Origin of the sequence: Gilliamella sp. Fer4-1, assembly GCF_001690515.1 — a bacterium.
Classification (GTDB): Bacteria; Pseudomonadota; Gammaproteobacteria; order Enterobacterales; family Orbaceae; genus Gilliamella; species Gilliamella apicola_C.
The window spans coordinates 1-5,983 of sequence record NZ_LZGZ01000313.1; the positions used below are offsets into that span (position 1 = coordinate 1).

At 33.8% G+C, this 5,983-nt stretch carries 4 protein-coding genes; 3 read left to right on the plus strand and 1 reads right to left on the minus strand.

All coding sequences use genetic code 11. The features are described from left to right. Positions 1 to 737, minus strand: a 737-nt coding sequence (gene argE, locus A9G30_RS10530; RefSeq protein WP_065588926.1) for an acetylornithine deacetylase, incomplete at its 3' end; no start/stop codon positions are given. A 500-nt stretch (positions 738 to 1,237) separates the two neighbouring features. Between argE and trhP the strand changes: the two genes are divergently transcribed. From trhP to A9G30_RS10545, 3 genes are all read left to right on the plus strand, one after another. Continuing rightward, positions 1,238 to 2,581, plus strand: a complete 1,344-nt coding sequence (gene trhP, locus A9G30_RS10535; RefSeq protein WP_065588927.1) for a prephenate-dependent tRNA uridine(34) hydroxylase TrhP — start codon at positions 1,238 to 1,240, stop codon at positions 2,579 to 2,581. A gap of 324 nt (positions 2,582 to 2,905) precedes the next feature. Continuing rightward, positions 2,906 to 3,775, plus strand: a complete 870-nt coding sequence (gene htpX, locus A9G30_RS10540) for a protease HtpX (protein WP_065588928.1) — start codon at positions 2,906 to 2,908, stop codon at positions 3,773 to 3,775. A gap of 133 nt (positions 3,776 to 3,908) precedes the next feature. After that, entirely contained in the window at positions 3,909 to 5,849 is a 1,941-nt protein-coding gene (locus A9G30_RS10545) for a peptidase U32 family protein (protein WP_065588929.1), read from the plus strand. Positions 5,850 to 5,983 lie beyond the last annotated feature (134 nt).

A 5,983-nucleotide genomic window follows, 5' to 3' on the forward strand; every position in this document is an offset into this window, starting at 1 on the left:
ACACCTAAATTTAATGTAGGATAGGGAACACTAAACCCCTCATTGTGGTACTGCTGTTTAAATTGCTGTTTCAGGATTAATAAGCGTTCAATGACTAAATGCATCACTTCGATAGCGTTAATACCTTTGTCTGGATCACTAGAATGCCCTGATTTACCAATTACTTTTATAGAATTAGAGATAAACCCTTTATGAGCACGGATGGGTATTAAAGATGTTGGCTCGCCAATAATGGTACAGTCAGGTTGAAGATTGGTGTTTTTAGCAAAAAATGATGCGCCAGCCATGGAGGTTTCTTCATCAGCGGTAGCTAGAACGTAAATTGGCTTGTTTAACTTTTTGAGATCAATATCACGTAACGCTTCTAAAATAAAAGCAAAAAAGCCTTTCATATCGGCAGTGCCTAGTCCATATAGCTTATTATCTTCTTCAGTTAGCTTAAAAGGATCTTTTGTCCATTGTCCTTCATCAAAAGGAACCGTATCGCTGTGCCCACTTAGTAATAAACCACCTTGCGTTTTATTGTCGCTGTTTGAATAAGTTGCTAGCATGTTGAATTTGTGTCGAGTATTGGGGACAGGCTGAATATCAATAGTAAAACCTAAATCTTCAAACCAAGTAGCTAACTTCTCGATAAGTGGTTGGTTAGAATAATCCAATTTTTCGTTAGTGACATTACTAATTGTCGGGATAGAGACAAGTTCGTTATATAGTGTTAAAAAAGAAGGGATAGCCATAAAATTACCTTTAAATAATAGCTTGAAAACATATATTTTTACATGCTGTAAGCATAACATTTACATTATCGTTTGCCTATAAATTAACATTCTTTTCAATCGGTATTTTATATATAGGATCATTAATTATCAGTAAAGTTATTCCAAATAAAGTAATATGTATTAATAAATAAAACACACATAATGATGAAAAAGCTACTGCTAAACTTTTAATAAGATAGCTTATTATTGCTAAATAAACATATTGATCATATGCTCAGGAAACAAGAAAATATCAAAAAATCCCCAGATAATGTCATTTTAATTGCTAATAAAATAGGTTATTTAGCTTGTCAACTACCAAGCTAAATAGTTAGAAATACGCTTTAAAATAAAGAAGTGTTTATCGAAGGTAACTAATAAATTTGCCAACAGATAAGCTAAAGCGTAAAATGCCCATCCTATTTTGCTTAACCTATTACGAATAAGTAATACTGACTTGAAATCAGAGGCATTTTTTAATGACAACTTTATATGCAAAACCAGAGCTACTTTCGCCAGCTGGTTCCCTTAAAAATATGCGTTACGCTTTTGCTTATGGCGCAGATGCCGTTTATGCTGGTCAACCTCGCTACAGCCTACGTGTTCGCAATAACGAATTTAATCATGAAAATTTGGCAATTGGGATCAACGAAGCCCATGCCCAAGGCAAAAAGTTTTATGTGGTAGTTAATATTGCCCCACATAACTCTAAATTAAAAACCTTTATTCGTGATTTAGAGCCTATTGTAAACATGAAACCCGATGCTTTTATTATGTCTGATCCTGGGTTAATTATGTTAGTTCGTGAGCATTTCCCTGAAATGGAAATCCATTTATCGGTGCAATCTAATGCAGTTAACTGGGCTACAGTAAAATTTTGGCACCAGATGGGCTTAACCCGAGTTGTATTATCCCGAGAATTATCACTTGATGAAATTGCTGAAATTCGTGAAAAAGTGCCCGAAATGGAATTAGAAGTATTTATTCATGGAGCGCTATGTATGGCATACTCTGGTCGATGTTTACTTTCTGGTTATATTAACAAACGTGATTCCAATCAAGGTACGTGCACTAATGCATGTCGTTGGGAATATAAGGTTGCTGAAGGCAAAGAAGACGAAGTTGGTCAAATTGTACATAAATGTGAGCCCATCCCAGTGCAACAAGTAGAGCCAACATTAGGTATTGGGCAGACCACAAATAAAGTATTCATGCTTGAAGAGTCTGGGCGCCCAGGCGAATATATGCAAGCTTTTGAAGATGAGCATGGCACTTATATTATGAACTCAAAGGATTTAAGAGCGGTTGAGTTAGTAGGCGACCTGACTAAAATTGGTGTACATTCACTCAAAATTGAAGGCCGAACAAAATCTTTTTATTATTGTGCAAGAACAGCACAAGTGTATCGCCAAGCGATTGATGCCGCGAGCGAGGGTAAACCTTTTGATCCTCGTTTGTTGCAAGAACTCAATGCACTTGCGCATCGCGGTTATACCGAGGGTTTTTTACGTCGCCATAAGCATGAAGAAATGCAAAACTATGAACATAGTCATTCAGTATCTGATAGACAACAATTTGTGGGTGAATTTAGTGGTGAGCGATTAAATGGTCTCGCTGAAATTATTGTAAAAAATAAATTTTCTGTCGGCGATAGTGTTGAAATGATGACCCCAAAGGGCAATATCACTTTTATTATTGAACGTATGGAAAATAGAAAAGGGCAACCTGTGCCAGCAGGACTTGGCGATGGTCATATTGTTTATATTCCCATTCCCGAAGATATTGATCTGAATTATGCATTATTAATGCGTAATTTTGATTAGTTAAATTTAACTTAATACCAAAGCGCAGTATAGCTATTGCGCTTTTGTTTTTTATGTATTAAGAGGATATGAAAATGGATGAAAACATTTAAGAGAGCTGGCCACTGAGTTAGCTATGTAAAAAATGGTTGTAGAAAACGACTGTAGAAGACGACATCGCTAGTTTATGTTTAGTGAGTGGATTATGTCATACTCCTATAAAATATAGTAAAATAATAAAAGCTCCAAAGAAAAGTAGAGTTATATTTTTACTATATGTAATACAACAATTATGTTTAAAGGTTATTTTATTAATAAAAATCACAAAAAAGGAAAATTTTCATTATGATGCGAGTTGGATTATTTATTCTAACTAACTTAGCCGTTATGTTTGTATTTGGCATTGTTCTAAGTATCTTAGGTGTTGATTCACATGGTACGCTAGGTTTACTTATTTTTGCAGCACTATTTGGTTTTGGTGGATCTTTTATATCTCTTCTTTTATCTAAGCGAATGGCTTTACGGTCAGTAGGAGGGCAAATTATTACTCAACCTAGTAATAATCAAGAACAGTGGTTACTTGATGTTGTTCGCCGTTTATCAACCGAGCTTAATATAAAAATGCCAGATGTTGCTATCTATCATGCTCAAGATGTTAATGCTTTTGCAACTGGTGCTACCAAAAATAGCTCACTGGTTGCAGTAAGTTCTGGTTTATTAAATACTATGACTCAAGATGAAGCTGAAGCGGTAATCGGTCATGAAATGAGTCATGTTGCTAATGGTGATATGGTCACAATGACTTTATTACAAGGAGTTCTTAATACTTTTGTTATTTTTATCTCAAGAATGTTAGCATCTGTTGTAGCTCAAGCATTGGATGATCGTAATCGTGGCTTATCACAGTTAACCTATTTCTTGATAGTTATGGTTTTTGAAACTGTATTTGGTATTTTAGCAAGCCTTATCGCAATGTGGTTTTCTCGTTATCGAGAATTTCATGCTGATGCTGGTTCGGCTAAATTAGTAGGCAGTACAAAAATGATTGCTGCGTTAGAAAAACTAAAAACCAGCCATGAACCAAGTGAAGATACTTCAATTCTGGCATTTTGTATTAATGGTGCGAAAAAAGCGAAATTTTCTGAATTGTTTATGTCTCATCCACCATTAGAAAAACGAATCAAAGCTTTACAGAATAGAACTTACCAAAACTAATCATTCTATAACAAAAATTATATACAAACGTACAATTATCTGAAAGCTTTTGACAAGCATTATTAAATTAACAATAATGCTTGTCAAATAAAGAACAGAGCGCCTATTAATCCCATTGTCAAAAGAGTTTATAATGCCATCCTATCATAATGCTAAAAATGAATTAGAATTACTTAGTCCTGCCAAAAATATTGAAATTGCACAGCAGGCTATTTTACACGGCGCAGATGCAGTATATATCGGTGGACCAAGCTTTGGTGCTAGGCATAATGCAGGGAATTCTGTTAGCGATATTGCCCAGTTAGTTGAATTTGCTCATCGTTATTATGCAAAAGTGTTTGTAACCTTAAACACCATTCTTCACGATAATGAGCTTGAACCAGCAAGACAACTCATATGGCAATTTTATGATGCGGGTGTTGATGCATTAATTGTACAAGATATGGGAATTTTGAATATGGATATACCTCCCATTGATTTACATGCTAGTACTCAAATGGATATTAGAACACCAGAAAAAGCAAAATTTTTATCTGATGTTGGATTTTCACAAATAGTTTTAGCACGAGAACTTAATTTAACTCAAATATCTGAAATTAATAAAAAAATTGATTCGAAAATAGAATTTTTTATTCATGGAGCACTTTGTGTGGCTTTTTCAGGTCAATGTTATATTTCTCATGCACAAACAGGGCGCAGTGCTAATCGAGGAGATTGCTCTCAAGCTTGTCGCTTACCTTTTACTTTAAAAGATGACCAAGGTCGTATTGTTGCTTACGAAAAACATTTATTATCAATGAAAGATAATAATCAATCGGATAATCTAATGGAGTTAATTCAAGCTGGTGTTAGATCATTCAAAATAGAAGGGCGCTATAAAGACTTAAGTTATGTAAAAAATATTACAGCATTTTATCGCCAAAAATTAGATAATATTTTAGCTAAATCATCAAATTTCTTACCTGCATCAAATGGTCGTACAGAACACTTTTTTACACCAGATCCTAACCGAACATTTCATCGAGGAAGTACTGATTATTTTATAAACGGTAGAAAACCTGATATAGGCGCCTTCAATTCACCTAAATTTATTGGCTTGCAGGTTGGTGAGATAACTAAAGTTACATCTAAAACTATCGATATCAGATCCGAGAAAATATTAACTAATGGTGATGGTTTAAATGTACTGATAAAAAGAGAAATTTTTGGATTTAGAGCTGACAAAGTAGATAAACTTTCAGTTAATCAATACCGCATTTACCCAAATGAAATTCCCAAACCACTTTTTTCCGTTAAACTACCTTATATGGTCAATCGGAATCTCGATCATATGTGGCAGCAAAATTTATTGAAAGAAACAAGTAATCGTCGCATAGGTGTATCATTTGAATTACATAATATCGAAGGAGGTATTGAATTAATAGCAAAAAGTGAAGAGGGTATTTGTGTTGAATTAGCATTAAAGGATGAATTTGATCTTGCAGAACAACCAGATAAATTTGTGAAAAATATTAGAGATAACTTATCTAAAATAGGGCAAACAATATATCGCTTAATTGAATTTAAAATGAATTTGTCAAAAATTTATTTTATTCCAAGTAGCCGACTAAATCAATTTAGAAGAGAAATTATCGATAATTTAACCACAGCTAGATTAGCCAATTATCATTGTAAGACACGTAAGCCAGAATTAAAACCAACACCAATTTACCCAGAGACACACTTAAGTTACTTAGCCAATGTATATAACCATAAAGCTAAGGAATTTTATGCACAACATGGCGTAAAATTAATTGAAAGTGCGTATGAAGCACACGAAATAAAAGATGATGTCCCACTAATGATAACGAAACATTGTTTACGATTTGCGTTTAATTTATGTCCAAAACAAGCAAAAGGAATCCAAGGAGTAAAAACCAAAGTAACGCCAATGAAATTGATTCAAAACAATGAAGAATTATTATTAAAGTTCAATTGTAAAGCTTGTGAAATGCAAGTTTGGGGAAAAATCAAAAGCCACATCTTAAAAAAACCGTTACCTGGTAGTGATGTTATTTTTATGACAAAGAATTAAATTACTGCTATATATTATTTATGGATTACCAAATAGCCACAACCGATAAATTAACTGATCGCCTGTACGCATGTAAGGGAAAAATAGAATTAGTTAATATGATTAGTGAAAACGTGAACCAAATCAAATAGGCC

What these genes read in the sequence shown, in the direction of transcription:
- A9G30_RS10545 (WP_065588929.1), top strand. Translation starts at nt 3,909, where the DNA reads ATGCCATCCTATCATAATGCTAAAAATGAATTAGAATTACTTAGTCCT.
- trhP (WP_065588927.1), top strand. Translation starts at nt 1,238, where the DNA reads ATGACAACTTTATATGCAAAACCAGAGCTACTTTCGCCAGCTGGTTCC.
- htpX (WP_065588928.1), top strand. Translation starts at nt 2,906, where the DNA reads ATGATGCGAGTTGGATTATTTATTCTAACTAACTTAGCCGTTATGTTT.